This window comes from Burkholderia sp. S171, from assembly GCF_009766085.1.
GTDB lineage: Bacteria > Pseudomonadota > Gammaproteobacteria > Burkholderiales > Burkholderiaceae > Caballeronia.
Map to the genome: position 1 here is coordinate 393,019 of NZ_LMUF01000047.1, position 21,710 is coordinate 414,728.

Genomic DNA, 21,710 nt, shown 5'->3' on the forward strand with positions numbered 1-21,710 from the left:
GATGTTGGGTGACGAACGAGAGGAATGAAGATGCTGACAAACGAAGAGACGACGCAGCAAAATCCCGCCAAGCCGGCTAAATCGCTTGCTGGCCCCGACTCATCGGGAGTATCGGGTAGCCGGGCCGAGTTCGATCCGAGCGACTGGAAAAGCCGCGTCATCGCGGGCCACTTGACTGGCGCTGAGGTCGCTCTGCCCGAGTGGCTGGACGCCTCGTACGAGACTCTGCGCGAGCAGGTGATGCATCCGGCTTATCCATGCTTCTTCGGTACGACGGCGGAACGGCGCGGCGAGATGTTCTACTCGTTCGTCAGCGGCAAAGAAAAGAATATCAGCGACTTGCCCGCGACCATGCAGACTTTCGCGGAACTTGCGTTGCTGCCGCAGTATCGCAAGAACAATATCGCGGTTTTTTTTGAGCCCGACACCGAGCCGCTTTCACACGATGAGTATCACGAACTATTCTGGAAGACGCTCCAGCATCTTCACGACGTCGACCCCGATCCGGCTGCCGACCAGCAGCCCGAGCCGTCACACGAGGAGTGGGAGTTTTCATTCGCGGGCGTGCAGATGTTCGTGGTCTGCGCGTGTCCTTCGTTCAAGCTGCGTCATAGCCGCCACCTCGGCCCGGGCATGGTGTTGTTGTTCCAGCCGCGCAGCGTGTTTGTCGATACGATTACCAACAAGGTCATCGGCCGCGAGGCTCGCAACCAGGTTCGAAAGCGCCTGGAGACCTGGGACGAGACCCCTGCGCATCCTGACCTCGGTTTCTACGGCGACGCAGGCAATCTCGAGTGGAAGCAGTATTTCCTCGACGACAAGAACGTTGCGGCGCAGGACGCCTGTCCGTTCCTGAAACGGCAGGCTCGCAAGAATGTGTTGCCTGCCGTCGTGCCTGAGGCGGTTGCTGTACCTAATGCGCAAGGTGGAAAACCAGCGGCAGGCGGTCTGCAGGCCGTCGCTCAAATGTATGCGGGTTTGCCGCCGGACAAACGCGAGGCGTTTCGCCAGCGTTTGCGTGAGCGCGGCATGTGGGGCGATCAATTGCCCATCGTCGCGCTTGGGGACCGTTCAGAACGCTTTCCGCTATCGCCCGCGCAGGAGCGGCTGTGGTTCCTGTGGCAACTCGATCCCGATGACGCGAGCTACAACGTGTCGGGGGCATTGAGGCTCGAAGGGTCGCTGCACATCGACAAACTGCGTGCGGCGCTGGCTCACGTCGTGCAACGGCACGAAGTATTGCGCACGCGTTTTGTCGAATCCGATGGGCAGGCGTGGCAGGTCGTGGGTAAAGCTGGCTACGGCTGGACTGATATCGATCCGGCGGAAGTGGGTCCGCTCGAAGGACGCTTGCAAGCGTTGTCGCTTCAACCGTTCGACCTCACGGGGGGGCCACTCCTGCGCGTCGCGCTGCTGAACGAAGCGACAGGGGCGCACGTGCTGCATGTGTCGATGCACCACATCATCTCCGACCATGCGTCGGTCAAGCTGTTGCTCGACGAGTTCATCGCAGCGTACGAACAACTATGCAGCGCAGCAGCGCTGACGGCCGAAACGTTGCCTGTGCAGTACGGGGACTACGCCGCCTGGCAGAAGGAGTGGGCTACCGATGGCGAGAACAACCCGCATCTTGACTATTGGGTGAAGCAACTGGGCGGGACACAACCCGTACTCGAACTGCCGGTCGTGCGAAGCCGCGGAGGGTTGCAGACCGCGCGCAACGCGCGAGGCGCGCGCGTGAATGTCGCGCTCGACCCGGCGCTTGCCCGCTCGCTCAAGCAAGCGGCAGCGAATCACCGAACCACTCTGTTCACGTTGTTACTCTCAGCCTATGCAGTCTTGCTCGCGCGTTACAGCGGTCAGAAGGATATGCGCATTGGCGTACCGGTTGCAGGACGCAACCGGCTGGAAACGGAACGGGTGATCGGTTTCTTCGTCAACACCCTGGTGATCCGGGCAGACCTCGGCGGCGTTGCATCGTTTGGGACCTTGCTTAGCCAGCTTCATGAGCGGGTGCTCGAAGCGCATCGTCACGAGGCATTGCCGTTCGCCCAGCTTGTCGAGGCGCTGCAGCCCGAACGCAGCATTGGGCAGACGCCGCTATTCCAGGTGATGTTCAATCACACCCGCGCGCAGCAAACGGACATCAACGTTGCAGAGCTGCGCGTGTCAGAAGTGGCGAACGACGTGCGTACGGCCCGCTTCGACCTGGTGCTGAACGCCGTCGAGCGCGACGATGAATTGCGCCTCTCGTTCAACTACGCGGCGGACCTGTTCGATGAGGCCATCGTCAAGCAGATGCTTGAGCACTACGTCGAGATCCTCCAGCAAGTGACTGCCATAGCGGACCAGCCACTGGCGCAGATTGCACTAAGCCGCGATGGCACGCATGGCGCGACGGACCAAACTCTGGCAAGCACTGCATTCGAACCGGTCGGGCCGCGTTTCAGCCGGCAGGCATCGAAACATCCACTAGCGCCTGCGTTGCATTGTGAGGGTGACCGCCTTTCGTACGGTGAACTCGAGCGCTGGACGAATTGCATTGCACGCCGCCTGAACCGGCTACGCGTTCGCCCCGATGAATGCATTGGACTGTGTGTGGAGCGCTCGGCTGCGCTGGCCGCGAGTGTGCTTGGCGTGCTGAAATCGGGCGCCGCATTTGTGCCGCTTGATCCGGCTTATCCGCTCGAACGACTCGCCGCGATGCTCGACGACGCCGGGATCGTGCGCGTGCTGGTAGACCAGACTGGCTTTGAGCGTTTGGGCGATCTGCTGCGCGGCCGCGAGCCGATTCACGTGGCCGACGACCGGCCGCTGCAAGGCGACTCCGAAGCCGATGCCGCTTTCATTGCACCGCTTCATCCGGAACAACTGGCCTATGTGATCTACACCTCAGGCTCAACGGGACGTCCGAAGGGCGTGGCGATCAATCACGGCACCCTGAGCCAGCATCTGGACGACTTCATCGGCACGTATCGGATAAGTGCAGCCGACAAGGTGCTGCAATCATCGACGATCAATTTCGATGTCGCTTTGCATGAGCTTTTGCCCGCGCTGTTGAGCGGCGGTCAGGTCGAGATGCGTGGCCCGCAGCTTTGGGACCCTGAGACCACGAGCCGTCATCTGATCGAGGAGAAGGTGACGTTCGCGCGCATCCCGACGGCGTACTGGCAGCAATGGTTGCGGGAGCCGCCGCCCGCGGCTTCGCTCTCTGCATTGCGGCAGATCACGGTGGGTGGCGAAGGCTTGCCCGGCGACGCGTTGCGGCAATGGCGCAACGGTCCGCTTGGGTCTATCCGGCTCGACAACCTGTACGGTCCGACTGAAACGACCATCGCCTGCATGTATCGCGAAACGCGCGCTCAGGATGAGGAGCAGACGATCGTATCGATTGGCGGTCCTTATCAGTCTCGCTCGGTGCAGGTCCGCGACGCCGATGGCAACGAGGCGCCGGCCGGTGCGCTGGGTGAGTTGTGCATTGGTGGGCATACGCTGGCGCGTGGTTATCTTGGGCGTGCCGCGCTGAGCGCCGAGCGTTTTATTCCCGACCCCGATGGTCCGTCCGGTAGCCGGCTTTATCGGACGGGGGATCTGTGCCGCCGCCGTACGGACGGCAGCATCGACTTTCTCGGACGGTTGGACCAGCAGGTGAAACTGCGAGGTTACCGCATCGAGCTGGGCGAGATCGAGGCGGTGCTGCGCGAAGCACCCGGCGTGCAAGCGGCGGCAGCCGCGCTGCGTGGCGAAGGCGATGCGAAGCGGCTCGTGGGCTACGTTGTCGGCGACGCCGATGACGGGGTGGTTCGACGTATCCTGCAGAGTCGTCTGCCGGGTTACATGGTGCCTTCGGCACTTGTGTGGATGGAGCACTTGCCGCTGATGCAAAACGGCAAGGTGGATCGCGCGGCGTTGCCGGAGCCGGACGTGGAAGCGGCACGCCAGCGCATGGCGCCGCGCACTGAACTGGAAGCGGCGTTGCTCGCGATCTGGCAGTCAGTGCTGGGTCGCGACGGTCTGAGCATGACCGACAATTTCTTCGAGATCGGCGGTCACTCTTTGCTCCTGATGCGAGTGGCTTCGCGCATTCGCCAGGGCCTCGGCCGTGATGTCTCGCTGCAGACGTTGTTCCTGCACCCCGTGCTGGAAAGTCTGGCAGCGGAACTGGCTCTGAGCGAGGCGCGTGCGGCAGATGTCATTACGCCGCGAGAGCCCACGGCTCGCATTCCGCTGACACACGAGCAGGAGCGGTTGTGGTTCCTGTGGAAACTCGAACCGCACAGCGCCGCTTACACCATTACTGGTGCGGTCAACCTGAGCGGTGCGCTCGACCGGTACGCGATGCGCGTTTCACTAGATCATTTGATCGAGCGGCACGAAAGCTTGCGCACGCGTTTTGTCGAGGAGGATGGGCAGCCGTGGCAAGTCGTCGATAATGCGGCACAGGATGACGAGCATGGGCGTTATGGCTGGCGCGAAGAAAGCGTCACGGTTCAAGACGAACTCGACGCGCGCTTGCTCGAACTGGGCCGCGCACCCTTCGACCTCGAGCATGGGCCAATGCTGCGTGTCACGTTGCTATCACGCGCGCAGGACGAGACAGTGCTGCATTTCGCGATGCCGCACGTGGTCTCGGATGCATGGTCGCAAGTCATCTTGCTGCGCGAGTTTTCGCAACTGTATCGAGCTGCGACCCGAAACGAAGCGGCCAAACTGGCGCCGCTGCCTATCCAGTATGGAGACTACGCGCTGTGGCAGCGCAACTCCCGAAACGAAGCCGCACTCGATACCCACTACGCATACTGGCAGCGCGAACTCGGCGGCCAGCAACCGCTGCTTGCGTTGCCTGTCGACAGGGTATGTCATGGAGTGCGTAGCAGTGCGGGTGCGGTCATTGAGAGATCGCTCGGTGTTGAGCTTGCCGATGCTCTCGAACAACGCTCTCGTGAACACGGCGCTACCCGTTTCATGACCCTGCTTGCCGCCTTTGGGACGTTACTGCAAGGCTATAGCGCACAGGATGACGTCCGTGTCGGCATCCCTGTTGCAGGCCGCGATCGCCTCGAAACTGAGCCGCTGATCGGCTTCTTCGTCAACACGCTGGTAATCCGCATGGCAACGCGCCGGACCGAGCCGTTCAGCGCGTTGCTGGCTGAGGTGCGCGACCGGATGGTGGGTGCGCAGGCGCATGCCGGCGTGCCGTTTGCGAAGCTGGTGGAATTGCTGCAGCCACAACGCAGCATCAGCCACACGCCGCTGTTCCAGGCGATGTTTAACTACAGCGCAGAGCCGCGCTCGCAAGTTGAACTGCCCGGTATCGAAGTGAGCACGCTGACGGGCGGCACGGGCACAGTGCAGTTCGATTTGTCGCTGGACGTATCGGTTAATGGCGATGGCCTCCGGGTTGCTTTGAACTACGCAACTGATCTCTTCGACCCGGCGACGGCTACGCGCTTGCTCGATAGTTACGTCGCTGTGCTGGAGACAATCGCGAGCCACCCGGACACGCGTGCGGTGCCGCTGCTGGCAGATCGCGAGCGGCAGCAACTCCTGGTGTGGGGTCGCAACGACCAGACGTTTGCACAGGCTGTGCTGGTGCACCACTTGTTCGAACGTCAGGCGATGAAAACGCCGGATGCGCTCGCAATCGTGTTCGGCAACCAGACACTGACCTACCGCGAACTCGATGAACGGGCCAACCGGCTCGCGCACAAGCTGGTCCGGCTGGGTGTTGGGCCTGAGGCTAAGGTCGCTATCGGCTTGGAGCGATCGGTGGAGATGGTGGTCGCCTTGCTGGCGGTATTGAAGGCGGGCGGGGCTTATGTGCCGCTTGACCCGCAGTATCCAGCGGAGCGTCTGGCGCACATGATGGCCCATAGCGACGTGCGCTTGTTGCTCACGCAAAGCGCAGTTGCACAGCGCTTCAATCAGACCTTGCCGCTGCTGGAACTCGATGTGCTGAATCTCGACGATGAACCGGCGCACAAGCCGCAGGTCGACGTGCACGCACACAACCTGGCCTACGTCATCTATACGTCCGGTTCCACGGGTCAGCCGAAGGGCGTGATGGTTCATCACCACGCGCTCAGCCACTTCATTCACAGCATGCAGGCGAAGCCCGGCCTGACAGCGGACGACATCCTGATCGCAGTGACCTCGCTGTCATTCGATATTGCCGCGCTCGAGTTGTACTTGCCCTTGGTCGTCGGCGCTCGGATCGTCCTGGCTACGCGAGAGGTGGCCCGCGACGGTGCAGCACTAGCACGGCTGGTGCAGGACTCGAAGGCGACGGCGTTGCAGTCGACCCCCGCCGGCTGGCGGCTGCTGCGGGCTGGCGGCTGGCCGCAGCAGCCGCTCGCGCGCTTCAAAGGGCTGTGTGGCGGCGAGGCGTTGCAGCCGGATCTGGCACGCGACCTGAACGAACAGGGCATCGAACTATGGAACATGTACGGGCCGACCGAGACAACGATCTGGTCGGCGGCCTCGCGCGTGCTGGATGCTGCGCCGGGTCTGGGCAGTCCTATCGCGGGAACGCAGCTTTATGTGCTTGATTCAAGCATGGCGCTCGTTCCGCCCAACGTGCCCGGTGAGTTGTACCTCGGCGGTGTGGGGCTGGCGCGTGGGTATATCGGGCAGGGCGGGCTGACGTCGGAGCGGTTCGTAGCGGACCCGTTCAACGGTAACGGCGCGCGGCTGTATCGGACGGGCGATCTCGTCAAGTGGCGGGGCGACGGTCGTCTTGAGTATCTCGGGCGTATTGACCATCAGGTGAAGATCCGGGGCTTTCGTATCGAACTGGGGGAAGTCGAGGCGCAGTTGCTGGCGCAGCCGGAGGTAGGCGAAGCCGTTGCCGTAGCGCACGAAGGAGCCGGCGGCGCGCGGCTGGTGGCGTATGTGTCGCGTCGGGCCGGGCAGCATGCCGACGCTTCTGCTCTCGCCGGGCAGTTACGAGAAAAGCTGATTGCAGTGCTGCCGGAGTACATGGTGCCTGGTGTTGTCGTGGTCCTCGACCGTCTGCCGTTGAACACGAATGGAAAAGTCGATCGCCACGCGCTGCCGTTGCCTGAACAAGCCGAGCGAATCTGGGAAGCGCCGCAAGGCAAGATAGAACCGGTGCTCGCGGGCGTCTGGCAGAAGGTGCTGCGCGTTGATCGTATCGGTCGTCACGATAATTTCTTCGAGATGGGCGGGCAATCCCTGTTGGCATTGCGCGCGGTAGCAGCGTTGCGCGAGGCGTTGAAGGTTGAGTTGCCGGTGCAAAGAATGTTTGCCTATCCAGTACTAGCGGATCTGGCGCGAGCGATCGAGAAGGACGCGTCGGACGCGATGCCAGGTACAAAAATGCTGCCCCGCTCGATCTCTGAAAGACCAGATGGAATGCTAAATATCAAGCTGTCGCCTGCACAGGAGCGCCTGTGGTTCTTCTCGCGCCTGAGTCCGCAGAGCGCGGCGTATAACCTTACGGGTGCAGTGAAGCTGGAGGGCGCGCTCGACCGCTACATCTTGCGTGAAGCAGTGGCGGCCCTCGTCGCGCGTCATGAAAGCTTGCGCACCCGTTTCGTTGAAGTCGATGGCGTGGCGATGCAGCAAGTCGATCCTATCGAGCCCGGTTGGTCGATCCTCGATCTCGAAGATGTCTCGCAGGAAAACAGAGCCGAGCGCGTCGCCGATACCCTGAGCGCGATTTCACGTGCGGCTTTCTCGCTGGAACAAGGACCGCTGTTTCGCGTCACGCTGATCCGGCTTGGCGACTGCGAACACGTGCTTCATTTCGTGACGCACCACATCGTCTCGGATGCATGGTCGAACCGGATCATCCTCAACGAGTTCTCGCGTCTTTATACGGCGATCCGTCAAGGCCGCACGCATCAACTTGCACCGTTGCGGGTCCAGTACGCCGACTACGCGCTTTGGCAAAACGCCGCAGAGCAGCAAGCACGCGCCGACGCGGAGCTCGCGTTCTGGCGTGAGCGGCTTGGTGGCGAACTGATGGTGCTTGAGCTCCCATTCGACCGCTCGCCGCCGGCTTCGCGCAATCAGGCAGGCGCACGGGTCGACGTCAAGCTCGCAGCGCCGGTCATCGATGCAGTCCGAGCGATGTCCCACCGGCATCAGGCGACACCGTTCATGGTCCTGTTGGCTGCCTTCGATGTCCTGCTTGCGCGTTATAGCGGGCAAGCTGATATCCGCGTTGGCGTGCCTGTCGCGGGGCGAAACCGGCTTGAGACGCAATCGCTGATCGGCTTCTTCGTGAACACGCTGGTGATCCGCACGGAGATGGCGGGACTCGATACCGTCGACACGCTGCTGCGCCACGTTCGCGAACGCGTGCTTGAAGCGCAGGCGCATCAGGATGTGCCGTTCGCCCGCGTTGTCGATGCGCTGAATCCTGGCCGAAGCCTGACGCAGACGCCGCTCTTCAGCGTCATGTTCAACTACGATCACGGCACGGAGGGAGAAGGCCTCAGCTTGCCTGGCCTGCGGGTATCGCCGATCGAAACATCGACAGGTACGGCGCGTTTTGATCTTGTGCTGTCGGTCCGTGAACGCCACGACGGGATAACAGTTTCGTTGAACTATGCCCGCGATGTGTTCGACGCTCAAACGGTCGAACGAATGCTGGGCCACTACATCTCGCTGCTGGAGCAGATTGCGACGAAGGATCATGCGTATCTGGCTGAGCTTGTTCTCGATGCCGAAGTGAGCGAACCCACGCTCAGCGCTCACGTGTTCGTGCCGGCCGGCGAACGTATCGCTGCGCAGGCGCGGCGCCAGCCTCAAGCGCCCGCCGTGCATTGCGAGGGTGAGCGCCTGTCTTATGGTGAACTCGATATCTGGTCGAACCGTATTGCGCGAGCGTTGCATGCGGGAGGGATGGGTTCGGAAACTCGCGTAGGGCTGTGTCTGACGCGCTCAGTAGGCCTGGTTACGGCGCTCGTGGGCGTGCTGAGGTCCGGCGCAGCTTTCGTGCCGCTTGATCCGGCTTATCCGGCCGAGCGTCTGCGCACCATGATGGATGACGCGCAACTGTCGTGCGTACTCTGCGATGCAGCCACGCTCGCGACATGTGGGCCGCTCTTCGCGGGTCGCGAGGTCATCGATATAAATGCGCTTGGTGCATCGTCCGGCGATCCGCTCGATGTCGCCATTCATCCGGAACAACTGGCCTATGTGATCTACACATCGGGCTCGACGGGAAGGCCGAAAGGCGTGGCGATCAGTCATGTTGCACTGAGCCGCCATCTGGATGATTTCATCGGCACATATGGAATTGATACAGCCGACGTCCAACTGCAATCGTCGACTATAAACTTCGACGTGGCGCTTCATGAAATGCTGCCGGCGCTGATGCAGGGTGGTCAAGTCGAGATGCGGGGTCCACAGCTATGGGACATCCAGACGACGAGCCGCCACCTGAAGGACGGCCGCGTTACGTTCGCCCGGATTCCGACCGCGTACTGGCAACAATGGCTGCGCACACCGCCGCCTTTGGACGACCTCGCTTCGTTGCGTCAAATCACCGTGGGCGGCGAGGGACTTCCCGGCGATTCGCTCGCGCAGTGGCGCAACGGGCCGCTCGCGCGCATCCGGCTGGACAACCTGTACGGTCCCACTGAGACGACGGTGGCGTGCATGTATCGCGAGACGCGCGCAGAAGATACGGCGCAAGCGATCGTATCGATAGGCGAGCCGTATGGGTCGCGGAGCGTCTGTGTGATGGACCAGTACGGTAACGAGGCTCCGGTCGGAGCGCTGGGAGAGTTGTGCATTGGCGGGCTGACGCTTGCGCGCGGTTATCTGGATCGTCCCGGTCTGACAGCGGAGCGGTTTGCGCCGGACCCGCGTACGCCCGGAGCGCGTTTGTATCGCAGTGGCGATCTATGCAGGCGCCGCGTGGACGGCAGCATCGACTTTCTCGGGCGGCTTGACAGCCAGGTGAAGCTGCGCGGCTTCCGCATTGAACTGGGCGAGATCGAAGCGGTACTACGCGAAGCGCCCGGTGTTCAGGCAGCGGTCGCTACGCTGCACGGTGAGGGCGATCAGAAGCGGATTGTCGGCTACGTGGTCGGGGAGCGTGATCAGGTCGGCGAAGACGTCGTACATGGCGTGCTGGAAAGCCGTTTGCCGGGCTACATGGTGCCGTCGGCGCTGGTCTGGCTCGAGAGTCTGCCGCTCATGCAGAACGGCAAGCTCGATCGTGCCGCACTGCCTGAGCCGGGTGATCGAACGAGCGCTCAGAGAACCACGCCGAGTACGCCTCTTGAAGCCCAGTTGCTCGGTATCTGGCAAGAAGTGCTGGAGCGCGATGACATCGGCGTCACCGATAACTTTTTCGAAGCGGGTGGACATTCGCTGCTCGCGCTCAAGGTGCTCGCCAAGGGGGCTCAGGCCGGCTTGGCCACCCTGACACTCGAAGCGTTGTTCCGGCACGCGACGGTCCGCACGCTTGCCACTTATCTTGGCGCAGAGAACGAAGGGCACGCCGCGAATGTTGTATCGATGAGCGAGCGCACCGACGCGCCGATCGTCTTCGCAATCCATCCGGCGTCGGGTCTGGTCGCGGACTACCGCCCGCTCGCAGCCGCCCTCGATGGCGTCGCGAATGTGTACGGCGTGCAGGCGCCGTTTTATACGGAAGACTGGTGGCCCGGTGATTTGTCAGAGCTGGCTGCCGACTACGCCGCGCGTATTCGCACCGTGCAACCGGTCGGGCCATACCGGTTGATCGGTTGGTCCGTGGGTGGCGTGATCGCGACAGAAGTGGCGCGCGTGCTTGCCCGCGACGGCGGTGAAGTACCGTTCGTCGGACTGATCGATGCGCATGTGCTCAGGGTCGAAGACAATCGCGAAGTTCACGACGAAGCCCCGGTGACTCACGAACAGATGCGCACGTATCGCGCCACGGATCATGAGCTGCAGAAAGTGCTCGACGATGCCCGCAAGAAATGGCCGTCAATGCAAGGCGAATTGTCCGACGCAGGCACGCGCGCGCTGCTCAGCAAGGTGATGTTGTTCCAGCGGCACCTGGGTCATATCGTCCGCTACACGGAGCGCGCGCCATTGCCGGTTGACCTGGATCTGTGGTGGGCACGGCATCGGCCTTACCGCCCTGCACGCGAAGCAACGGCTATGTGGTCGGCGCACTCGACAGGCCGCGTGTCGGTGGCCAACGAGATCGACGCGGACCACACGCACATCGTGCGGCACAGCGATCTTTTCGATGACCTCGCGCGTGCGCTCACATCCAGCGCGTCGGGTGATCATGACCATCGTCCGGAGCACTTGTCATGAGCTTGAGTGTGCATGACCTGACGAGCATGTGGCAATCCGGTGAGGCAGGCATGGCCACGCGATTGCGTACGCTGGCGCTCGATCGTCCCAACGCGGTCGCCTTGATCACGATCGATGCGGCAGGCGAAGTGCAATACGACTACGCGGAACTCGATCGCCGGGCGGCGTGCGTGGCCGCGCACTTCGGCAAGCAACGAGCCGCCGGCGAACGCGCGCTGCTTTTAATGGACAGCGGCATCGACTACGTGAGCGCGTTTTTCGGCTGCCTCTATGCCGGGGTCGTCGCGGTCCCTGTCTATCCGCCGGAATCGAAGCGCGAGCAACATCTGGCACGGCTACGCGGCATCGCACAGGACGCGGGCGTGCGTTACGTGCTGACCACATCGGCGTTGCAGGAGCGCTTCGCGGACCAGTACGGCGAACTGGCGCCGGACGCTGAGATCATCGCGGTGGATACGCTGTGTGCGGCGAGCGTATCTTCTGATAGCAAAGTCGTCGCGCTGCACGACGTGCGACCGTCCGACATCGCGTTCCTGCAATACACGTCGGGTTCGACGGGAACGCCCAAAGGCGTGATGGTCAGCCACGGTAATCTGATCGCGAACGAAATAGCGATCAAGGCGGGCCTCGGCGTGCAGAGCGACGACGTGTTCGTGAGCTGGCTGCCGCTCTATCACGACATGGGTTTGATCGGCAGCATGTTGCAGCCGGTCTTCAGCGGCATTCCTCTTGTGTTGATGTCGCCGCAGTATTTTCTTGAACGTCCGATGCGCTGGCTTCACGCTATCGCGCGGCATCGCGGCACGATTTCCGGGGCACCTGATTTCGCGTACCGATTGTGTGCCGAGCGCCTGCGCGACAACGCGATTGCGCAACTCGACCTGTCGAGTTGGCGGCTCGCTTTTTCCGGCTCGGAACCCGTGCGGCGTGACACGCTTGATGCGTTTGTCGCGCGCTTTGCGTCTGCCGGCTTCGATGCCGCCGCGCTATATCCGTGCTATGGCCTCGCCGAAGCAACGCTCTTTGTGACGGGCGGCCGGCGCGGCACGGGGTTGGTATCGGCCAGGTTTGAGAGCGACGCTTTGGCTGCCGCTCGCGTGGCCGTTACGTCGGAGAGTGAGCCGGGCACGGTGCTCGTCGCTTGCGGCGCGCCGCAAGCGGGACACGTGATTGAGATTGTCGATCCGCAGAATGGGCAAACGCTCGCAGACGGCCAGATTGGAGAAATTCATGTAAGCGGCCCGAGCGTAGGGCAGGGTTATTGGCAACGCGCCGATGCTAGCTCATCGACGTTTCGTACCGATGGCGTGACGCGATGGCTGCGCACCGGCGACCTGGGTTTCATGCATGACGGGCAGCTTTATATCGCCGGGCGCTGCAAGGACCTGATCATAGTGCGCGGCAAGAACCTGTATCCCCAGGATATCGAGCAGGCTGTTGAAGCACGCTGCGAGTTCGTGCGCAAAGGTCGGGTTATCGCGTTTGCCGCCGATATCGATGGCGCAGAAGGTCCTGCGCTCGCACTCGAAATTGCGCCGATGATGAAGAGGCGCTTCACGGCGGCTGACATCGTGGCGCAGTTGAATCGTTGCGTGTTCGACGCGTGCGGCGAGGTTCCCATCGCCGTTGTGCTGCTCAATCCTGCGGCGTTGCCGAAGACATCGAGTGGGAAGTTGCAGCGCGCGGCTACGCGGCAAGGCTGGCAGAACCGCACGCTCGATGCGTATGCACTTTGGGAACAGGGTCACTTCGTAGTGGGCGCAGCGGAGCCCGAGGCCGACAAGCTAGACGGCATCGAAAAGGAACTCGCGGCGCTCTGGAGCGACGTGCTCGAAAGTAAGATCGTTACACGGGACGCGCATTTTTTCGCATCCGGTGGCAGTTCGCTGACGGCGGCGCGCTTAGCGGCACGCATCGGTGAACGGTGGCGACGGCCGTTCGAGATCGGGCAGGTCTTCGAATTCCCGACACTCGCGGCCATGACTAAAGCGCTGTCTCAGGCACTTGAAAAACCGGAGCGGGAGTCAGCCGATACCGTCCCGTTGGAACATAGCGATGAGCTTGTTGTATCGCACGCGCAGCAGCGGCAACTGTTCGTGTGGCAACTCGATCCGCAGAGCCGCGCTTATCACATTGCGACCGGGATACGGTTGCGTGGCGCACTCGACATTGACGCGCTGCGCCGCAGCTTCGACAGCCTCGTTGACCGTCATGCTGCGTTGCGTACGAGCTTTGTCGAGACGCCGGGCGCGGCGCATGTCTACGTGCCGCGAATCCATCCGGCAACACCACTCAACTGGACGCGTGTCGATCTGCTTGACGAAGACTTCAGCGAAGAATCGCTCAGCAAGATCGCGCAGCGCTTTGCCGCCGAACCCTTCGACCTCGCGCAAGGACCCGTGCTGCGCGTGGGCCTAGTGCAATGCGGCGGCAACGAACACGTCTTGCTGCTGGCACTGCATCACATTGCCACGGATGGATGGTCAATGCAGATCATCGTCGATGAATTTGTCGCGCATTACCGTGCCGCTGTGACGAACACACCGGCCGCGATCGCTACGCCGCTGGTCGGGTATACCGACTACGCCGCGTGGCAACACCGCTGGCTTAAGGGCGACGAAGCGCAGCGCCAGCTCGATTACTGGCGCAACCAACTCGGCGACGAAGCGCCCGCGCTGACTTTGCCATTCGATTATTCGCCCGCTTCCAATACTGGAAGTCTGGCCGCCGCGCGTATGTCGTTCGCGCTCCCCGCGAGCCTCGCCCGTCAGGTCCGCGATGCAGCGAGTCGGCATGGTGCCACGCCGTTTATCCTGCTGCTCGCGGCCTATCACGCGTGGTTGTATCGTGTGACCGGGCAGGCCGACATCCGCACCGGCGTACCGGTAGCGAATCGCCAGCGGACTGAGACGCACGGCGTGGTTGGCTTTTTCACCAACACCATCGTGCTGCGCAGCGTTTGCACGGCATCGCTGAGCGTATCCGCTCTAGTCGCAGCGCTTCGTCGCGCGGCAATCGACGGGCAAGCGCATCAGGCACTGCCGTTCGATGTGCTGGTCGAGCGGCTGAACCCGACGCGCGACGTGCAAGGTCTGCCGCTCTTCGACACAACGTTCAACTATCTTACCGATGACTACCCGGCGCTTGAGCGTCTGCCCGGTCTTACCGCATCGCGTTATGAAATCGAAGAAGCGCACGTGAAGGTTCCGCTCGCGCTCGATCTGCGCGAATCGCGCGAAGGCGGAATGCGCGCTTACGTCACCTACGCGAGCGATCTGTTCGACGCAACCAGCGTTGAGCGGATGGCCGCGCAATACCAGCGGGTAGTCGAAGCGTTCGCCGCTGCGTTGCTCTCTGATGACTCTGCTGCTGACCGATCCCTAGCAGCGCTTGATCTGCTCGATCCTCAAGAGCAGGCGCGCGTGGCAGCCGCGAGCTGCGGCGTGGAAACAAAACTGTCCGGCAAGCCCGTGCATGTGCGCGTCACGCGTCATGCACAAGCCCAGCCGGATGTGCTGGCGCTGATCGATGGAGAGGAGCGCCTGAGCTACCGTCAACTCGATCAACGCGCGCAACGCATCGCGTGCTGGTTGCTGGATCGCGGCCTTGGGGTTGGACAACTTGTCGCGATCGTCGCGGACCGCTCGGCGGCGTTTGTCGTTGCGATGCTCGGTGTGTTGAAAGCAGGAGGCGCTTATGTTCCCCTTGATGCAGCTAATCCGCCGCAAAGGCTTGAACAGACTTTGCGCGGTTGCGGAGCGCGGTTTGTGTTGTCGGAAAAGACCGGACTCGTGCTGGATGATCTGCAACAAACGACGATCGATAACGCGCAACAACATGCGCACGCGTTAACGCGCGCGATGCCGACCGTGGACTCACGAGAAGCGGCCTACGTAATCTATACGTCGGGCTCTAGTGGCACGCCGAAGGGCGTAGTCGTACCGCATTCCGCATTGAGCAATTACGTTGAAGCGGTGCTTGACCGTCTCGCGCTACCGCCGCGCTCGACATTCGCGATGGTATCGACCGTGGCTGCCGATCTTGGGCACACCGTGTTGTTCGGCGCGCTCGCGTCGGGCGGCACGCTGCATTTGATAGCCCGCGATACGACGCTCGACGCGGACCGCTTCGCGCGGTATATGTCTGAAAACAGAGTAGATGTACTGAAGATCGTTCCGGGACATCTGAATGCGTTGCTACAGGCGCAGAATGCAGCGGATGTTTTGCCAGCCCATTCACTCGTGTTAGGCGGTGAAGCGACAGCTTGGCCGTTGCTCGAAAAGATTCGCTCGCTCAAGCCATCATGCCGCGTGATCAATCACTATGGCCCGACCGAGACGACCGTCGGCATCCTGACGCAAGACGCGGCGCACGCGGATTCAAGCGCAGCTACGTTGCCTCTCGGCTCGCCGTTAGCCAATACGTCCACGTGGGTACTCGATGCACACATGAATCCAGTCGGTGCAGGCGAAACCGGGGAACTGTATCTGGGCGGGGCGGGTGTCGCGCGGGGTTATCTGGGCCGGCCGGGAATGACCGCGGAGCGCTTCGTTCCCGATCCGTTTACAAGGGGTGCGCGGTTGTATCGCAGCGGCGACCGGGCCCGCAGGCTGGTGGACGGTGCGATCGAATATTTGGGCCGCATTGACGATCAGGTCAAGATCCGGGGTTATCGCGTGGAGCCGGGGGAGATCGCAGCGCGGTTGCGTGCGCTGGATGGCGTGCTTGATGCAGCGGTGATTGTCTCGGCGGCGGGGCGGCTCGCCGGGTTCGCAACGGCAAAGCCCGCATGCACGCTCAATACGCCCTTACTCAAAAAACAACTCGCAGCCATCTTGCCGGACTATATGGTGCCGTCCAGCTTGCGTATCCTCGGCGCATTGCCACTCAACCGTAACGGCAAGCTCGACAGGCAGGCGTTGCTTGAACTGGCACGCACTGCGACAAGAACCGGCGAGAGCGTTCGTCGTATGCCGCAAGGCACAACCGAAATCACACTCGCACGTATCTGGGTCGACGTGCTAGGACTGGCCGAAAGCAAACCCGAAAGCAGCATCGCCTGCGACGACAACTTCTTCGCACTCGGCGGTCATTCGCTCGCGGCCATGCGGATGTTGTCGCGCGTGCGGGCCGCGTGGCCGATAGAGCTGCCGCTGCGTGCGGTGTTCAGCGCGCCGACACTTGAGGCGCTCGCCGCGCGTATCGATGAGTTATCGAGCGATACACACTCGGCCGGCAGCGAAACGCCAATCCGTATCGTCGAACGGCTGCGGGAGATGCCGCTATCACTCACGCAGCAGCGCATCTGGATCGTGGACCAGTTGGCCGGCGGTGGTCTCGCGTCGTACAACATGGCTGCGGGACTGGACCTGCGCGGTGAACTCGATGCGAACCTGCTGCATGCGAGCCTCGCCGCACTGGTCGACCGGCATGAAGTGCTGCGCTCGTCGTTTGGCGAGCATGACGGTGATCCTGTCTTGACAATTGCAGATCATCTTGACGTACCGATGCCGTTAGTCAACTGTGGCGCATTGCCCGATACGCAGCGTCAGCAGACTATCGATCGTTATCTAATCGATGCAGCGAACCGTCCATTCGATCTCGCTACACCGCCGCTGATGCGTGTGTTGCTCTTGAAGTTCGATGCGTCGCATCACGTGCTGATTCTCGCGCTGCATCACATCGTGGCGGATGGCGCGTCGGTGCATGTTCTTATCGATGAGCTGTGCGCCGGATATCGTGCACGGCGCAGCGGCATGCAGCCCGCTTTGCCGGCCTTGCCGATCCAGTACGCGGACTACGCGGCGTGGCAGCGCGAACAATTGACCGCTGCGAAGGTGCGTGACGAACAGGACTTTTGGCGCGCGTATCTGTCGGATGCGCCGCACTTCCTGGCTTTGCCTACGGACCGGCCGCGGCCCCCAGTCGCTTCCCACGATGGCGGCACAGCGCGCCTGACCTTATCTCGCGAGACTGGCGCGCGAGTGCAAGCGCTTGCGAGCGCGCGCGGCATGACACCGTTCGCCGTGCTGCTCGCCAGTTTCCAGTTGTTCCTGCACAGGCTGACGGGCCAGACCGATCTTCTTATCGGCACCGACGTAGCAGGGCGCGACCGGACCGAGCTCGAAGGGCTGATCGGTTTTTTCATCAACGTGTTGCCGATTCGCTCTCGCATCAGCGCCGATAACACCAACGCGGCAAGCTTCAATGCATGGCTCGACACCGCGAAGCATTCGGCGTGGGAAGCGCTTGAACATCGTGCGTTGCCGTTCGACCGGATTGTCGATGCGCTGGCTGTGTCGCGTCGGCGCGATGCAAATCCGCTGCTGCAAATGTTGTTCGTACTGCGCGACTTGCCGCGGAAAAACACGAGCGTGCCGGGTCTTGAGATCGAATTGTTGCGAGCGCAGACAACCCAATCGAAATTCGACATGGCCCTGTTCGTGGAGCCAGTCGATGGTGGTTACGAAGTCGAATGGGTCTACGCGTCGTCGCTATTCGTGCGGTCCACGGTGGAGCGCTGGTTCGGGTTGTGGCGCGACTTGCTCGACCAGGTATCGGCCAATCCGGATGCACGGCTCGATCTCGCCCCGACGCTTCCCGATTACTCGCCCGACGCCGTGCTCCATGGCGTACCTGAAGCCATTTCGCAATGAACGAGAGCAACTCATTTATGAAGGCGACCCCGATCACCGACGCTTGCGTCGAGACCTCTTTTTTCAACTCCGGCATGCGCTTGCCGATCGTCCTGACACCCACCGTTCCAATCAACGATTTGCCCGCCTGGATCAACGCGCATCGTGACGAACTCGAGATGTGGCTCACCCGCCACGGCGCCGTTCTATTCCGCGATTTTGGTGTGTCCGGGCCTGCTGCTTTCGAAGCCTTCGCCGAAGCCATTTCACCGGCGCTGTATGGCGAATACGGCGACCTGCCAAAGAAGGAGGGCGGACGCAATACGTACCGGTCCACGCCGTACCCCGAGCGGCAGATGATCCTCTACCACAACGAAAGTTCGCACCTGTCGCGCTGGCCGCGTCGGCAGTTCTTCTTCTGCGAACTGGCGTCTGTGTCGGGCGGCGCTACACCCATTGTCGATTGCCGCGAGATGCTGCGGCAGTTGCCGGCCCAACTGGTAGATACCTTCGAGCGCAAACAGTTGATGTACGTGCGCACCTTTACACGCGGTCTGGATGTGCCGTGGCGCGAGTTCTTCGATACCGACGACCGGCGCGCGGTGGAATCACGCTGCGACGCGGCGGGTGTCCAGTACGAATGGCTGCCGAACGACGAGTTGCAGACACGCACCGTGTGTCCCGCGGTCATCGTGCATCCCTTGACCGGTGAACGCTCGTTCTTCAATCAGGTGCAGTTGCATCACATTGCCTGCCTCGCGCCGGATGTCCGGATGGATCTGCTCGATATGGTCAGGCTCGAGCGCATGCCGCGACACGCGTATTTCGGCGACGGCAGCACGATCAGCGACGACGACATTGGGTTGATCGGCGCCGCGTACGAGCGCTGCGCGGTGCGTTTCGACTGGCGCGCCGGCGACGTGCTGATGCTCGACAACATGCTCGTCGCGCACGCTCGCGATCCGTATCAAGGGCCTCGCAAGATTGTCGTGGCGATGAGCGAGCTGGTCGAACGCTCGCAATTCGCGCGTTCTGCCACCGCCTGACGCACGCGTATTTCCCCCATTTCCCATCAAGAAAGCAGACCCAAAGAATATGGACCAACAGACTCCCCAACTCCAGGAACCCACCCTCGATGCCGTCCTGCGCACGCTCTTCGCAACCTTGCTGGAGATTGATCCGGACGCGATCGGCGACGATGACGATTTCTTCGAACTAGGCGGCGACTCGCTGCTGGTCATCAAGCTGGTCGCCCGTATCCGCCGCACGCTGAGCCTTGAACTTTCGCCCGGCGACGTCTTCGATCACCCGACCGTAGCCAGCCTTGCCCGCTTCCTCGACCCTGCCTGACTGGCGCGACAGATCCACACGATAGTCAGGGAAATTTCACACAAAAAAACATCTCGTCGATATACTCTCGTATTAGTAATCATTCGCATTCGCATTATCGTTCACACATCCAATCACACCAACCGCAAGAGACCATGGCACGACAACAAACAGAACGACGCGGCGCAGACCGTATCGGGGCGCGCGGGCGCCCAAAGAACCCCTGGCGGCTCGCGCCGATCGCAGCGGGCGTGTTCCTGGCGACCTCTGCGTTTGCGCAAAGTGACGCTGTCGTGCCCACAGACGGATCCGGCCAGCCGGCCACAGCCGCCTCGGGACAACAGTTGCCGGCCGTGGTGGTGAAGGGTCAGCGCGATGCGGAAACGGGTACGGGACCGGTGAAGGGTTACGTGGCGAAGCAGAGTACGGCGGGTTCCAAGACCGACACGCCGATCATCAAGACGCCGCAGGCGATCTCGGTGGTGACGCGCGATCAGATGGATATCCAGGACGTGCAGAGCGTGGCGCAGGCGTTGCGCTATACGTCCGGCGTCAACCCTGAGCAGCGCGGCACCAACACGGATTCGCTCGAGTACCTGTATGCACGCGGTTTTCTCGTCGACGAGTACTGGAACGGTTTGCGCACGCCCGGTCCGGCCGGCGGTTTTGGCTTCAACGTGACGAGTTTCGACCCGTACATGTTCGAGCGTATCGAGTTGCTGCACGGACCGGCTTCGGTGTTGTACGGGCAGGGTTCGCCGGGTGGCACGGTGAACCTGGTGAGCAAGATGCCGACGGCCGAGCCGCTGCACGAAGTCGGATTCCAGACCGGCAGCTATGGGCGCCTGCAGGGGTTCTTTGACTTCAGTGGTCCTATCGATCAGGACGGCAAGGTGCTTTACCGTTTGACGGCGGACGGTTTTAATACCGGCACGCAAACCGACTACGTGAACCAGCAGCGTTTCGCGATTTCGCCGACCATTACGTGGAAGCCGACGAAAGACACCACGTTCACGGTCTTTGCGAACTACCAGGCGGACCCCGAAGCGGGGATTTACAACACCGTGCCGGCGGTGGGCACGATCCAGACCGGTGTGGCTCAACTGCCGCGCAGTTTCTATCCGGGCGAGCCGGACTTCGACAGCTTCCGCAAGACGCAGGAGTCGATCGGGTACCAGCTGGATCATCGTCTGAACGACATGTGGTCGTTCAAGCAGAGTTATCGTTTCCTGCATAACAGCCAGACCATCCAGTATGTGGCTGACGACGCGGGCTACACCAACAACGGCACGGAGCTGGCGCGCGATGTGTACCTGAACACGGGCCGGTTGAACTCGCACACGCTCGACAACCAGGCGACTGCGCGCTTTAACACGGGACCGGTGTCGCATACGGCGACCGTGGGCCTCGACTATCAGTACACCCAGTTCGACCACGCCTTCTACGGGGCGTTCGACAATGTGCCGTCGCTCAGCGTCACGAATCCGCAATACGGTCAGCCCGTTCCGTATCCGGACTTCATGTTCGGCACGTCGAACAAGCAGACGGTCAAGCAACTCGGCACCTATGCTCAGGACCAGATCGACATCGACCGGTGGTCGTTCCTGCTGGGCGTGCGTGAAGACTGGGCGAACGAAGACAGCACGTCGTACGTGAACGGTGCGCAGGCGAGCCAGTTCAATCGCGCGTTCACCTGGCGTGCCGGCGGCGTATACAAGTTCGACAGCGGATTTGCGCCTTACGCCAGCTTCACGAAGTCGTTCCAGCCGCAGGTCGGCTCGACCGCCTCGGGTACAGCGTTCTCGCCGACTACCGCCCAGCAGTACGAGATCGGCGTGAAGTATCAGCCGAAGAACTACAACAGTTTCGTCACGGTATCGGCGTTTCACGTGACGCAGCAAAACGTGCTGACCACGGACCCGAACAACATCAACTTCCAGGTGCAGACCGGTGAAGTGCGGTCTCAGGGTTTCGAGGTCGAAGCCCATGCGAGCCTCACCAACAATCTGCAATTGATCTTCAGCTACACGTACACGAACCTGCTCAACACGAAGAGCAATACGTCGAACCTCGACAAGGTGCCGGTCGGCATTCCGCGTAATACCGCTTCGCTGTGGGCGGATTACACGGTGACCAGCGGGCCGCTTAACGGCGTGCAAGCGGGTGCGGGCCTGCGTTATATCGGCGGTTCATACGGCGATACCGCGAACTCGCTGCTGCTCTCGTCGGCCACGCTGGTTGACCTCGCGTTCCGTTATGACCTCGGTCGCGCGTTCCCTTCCATGCACGGCTGGACCGGCTCGCTCAATGCAAGCAACCTGCTCAATCGCACTTACATGGCGTCATGCAGCAATGGTTCTTGCTACTGGGGCCAAGGTCGGCTCGTCCTCGCGGGATTGAAGTATCAGTGGTAATTCATCAGGAGGCAGGGCGCCGATGCGGTCTTTTTCGACGAAT

The 21,710-nt window shown here is 61.9% G+C and carries 5 protein-coding genes; all 5 read left to right on the forward strand.

The annotated features are described in order from the left end of the window. Positions 1-24 precede the first annotated feature (24 nt). Positions 25-11,289, forward strand: coding sequence for a non-ribosomal peptide synthetase (locus tag GSQ93_RS27075; protein WP_158938693.1), 11,265 nt, complete (start codon positions 25-27; stop codon positions 11,287-11,289). Then, complete coding sequence (locus GSQ93_RS27080; protein WP_158938694.1) at positions 11,286-17,945, forward strand: non-ribosomal peptide synthetase; 6,660 nt, start codon at positions 11,286-11,288, stop codon at positions 17,943-17,945. Before GSQ93_RS27075 ends, GSQ93_RS27080 begins: the two co-directional genes overlap by 4 nt. A gap of 17 nt (positions 17,946-17,962) precedes the next feature. Then, positions 17,963-18,970 carry a TauD/TfdA family dioxygenase gene (locus GSQ93_RS27085; RefSeq protein WP_254074072.1) on the forward strand — a complete coding sequence of 336 codons (1,008 nt, stop codon included), beginning with the start codon at positions 17,963-17,965 and terminating at the stop codon, positions 18,968-18,970. Between the two features lie 49 nt (positions 18,971-19,019). Continuing rightward, positions 19,020-19,274 (forward strand): acyl carrier protein, encoded by a 255-nt coding sequence (locus GSQ93_RS27090; RefSeq protein WP_158938696.1) that lies wholly within the window; start codon positions 19,020-19,022, stop codon positions 19,272-19,274. A 134-nt stretch (positions 19,275-19,408) separates the two neighbouring features. Then, positions 19,409-21,667, forward strand: a complete 2,259-nt coding sequence (locus tag GSQ93_RS27095) for a TonB-dependent siderophore receptor (protein ID WP_158938697.1) — start codon at positions 19,409-19,411, stop codon at positions 21,665-21,667. The last annotated feature ends 43 nt before the right edge of the window (positions 21,668-21,710 follow it).

Excerpts from the sequence above, each read along its gene's own strand:
- GSQ93_RS27075 (WP_158938693.1), top strand. The coding sequence starts at position 25 with ATGAAGATGCTGACAAACGAAGAGACGACGCAGCAAAATCCCGCCAAG.
- GSQ93_RS27095 (WP_158938697.1), top strand. The coding sequence starts at position 19,409 with ATGGCACGACAACAAACAGAACGACGCGGCGCAGACCGTATCGGGGCG.
- GSQ93_RS27080 (WP_158938694.1), top strand. The coding sequence starts at position 11,286 with ATGAGCTTGAGTGTGCATGACCTGACGAGCATGTGGCAATCCGGTGAG.
- GSQ93_RS27085 (WP_254074072.1), top strand. The coding sequence starts at position 17,963 with ATGAAGGCGACCCCGATCACCGACGCTTGCGTCGAGACCTCTTTTTTC.
- GSQ93_RS27090 (WP_158938696.1), top strand. The coding sequence starts at position 19,020 with ATGGACCAACAGACTCCCCAACTCCAGGAACCCACCCTCGATGCCGTC.